Origin of the sequence: Sulfurimonas sp. NWX79, assembly GCF_039667035.1 — a bacterium.
GTDB classification, from domain to species: domain Bacteria; phylum Campylobacterota; class Campylobacteria; order Campylobacterales; family Sulfurimonadaceae; genus Sulfurimonas; species Sulfurimonas indica.
In genome coordinates this window covers 1-803 of record NZ_JALCZL010000064.1, presented here as the reverse complement: position 1 = coordinate 803, position 803 = coordinate 1, and the positions used below count along the sequence as shown (strand labels likewise).

Sequence of the window (803 nt, the reverse complement as noted above, 5' to 3'; positions counted from 1 at the left end):
CGGGAAGCCAACCTTCGGGGGGCTACCGCTTACGGTGGAATTAGCGACTGGGGTGAAGTCGTAACAAGGTAACCGTAGGAGAACCTGCGGTTGGATCACCTCCTTTCTAGAGTAAAGAGCACTCATTCGATTGAGTGGCTCAACACAAAAGAATCTCACAAAGAGATGTTGTTCTTCAGTTTTCTTACTTGCTTAGTTTTCAGTGATCTGTGTTCATTAAACATTGATTATGTCAAAGGTGTATCCTTGAGAGGGCTTTGCTTTCTGAGGGATTTTAGCTTTAGTCAAGGAAGGTTCTTTGCTGAAGGCGGAGCGTAGTTATACTACGTGACAACTGAAGTAAAGGTTCTGACGCAGAATAAAGTTAAAAGCACCAGAAAGGGCCTATAGCTCAGCTGGTTAGAGTGCACCCCTGATAAGGGTGAGGTCCCAGGTTCAAGTCCTGGTAGGCCCACCATTTTTGAGCGATTTGCACTAAAAAATAAGACTCACTTGCTTTAGCAAGCTTCGCCTTCTTTTTTAGCACAACTCATCTCAAAAACATAAAATTACGTTTTATGTAAAATCAAATATAAGCTTTCAAATGTGAGAGTTTATATTTGGTTTTAGTTTTAAGACCAAATGTTCATTAAATTACAATTGTTAAAGTCAACAACTTTATAATTAAAGCGATTTAATTATAAAACTAAATAACTACAAATAAATGGATTCATTCAATCTTATTTTTTGAATTGTGAAAACAGTACATTAAATAAGGTAGTGAAGCAAAACAAGGGAACCGCTTTTTACGTAAGTAAAAATGT

1 tRNA gene and 1 rRNA gene are annotated in these 803 nt (G+C 37.5%); both read left to right on the top strand.

Features of this window, described 5'->3' with window-relative positions:
• Positions 1–106 (top strand): 16S ribosomal RNA (locus MNY27_RS10925); the annotation flags it as partial.
• A 274-nt stretch (positions 107–380) separates the two neighbouring features.
• A tRNA-Ile gene (locus MNY27_RS10920) sits at positions 381–457 on the top strand.
• Positions 458–803: the final 346 nt, after the last annotated feature.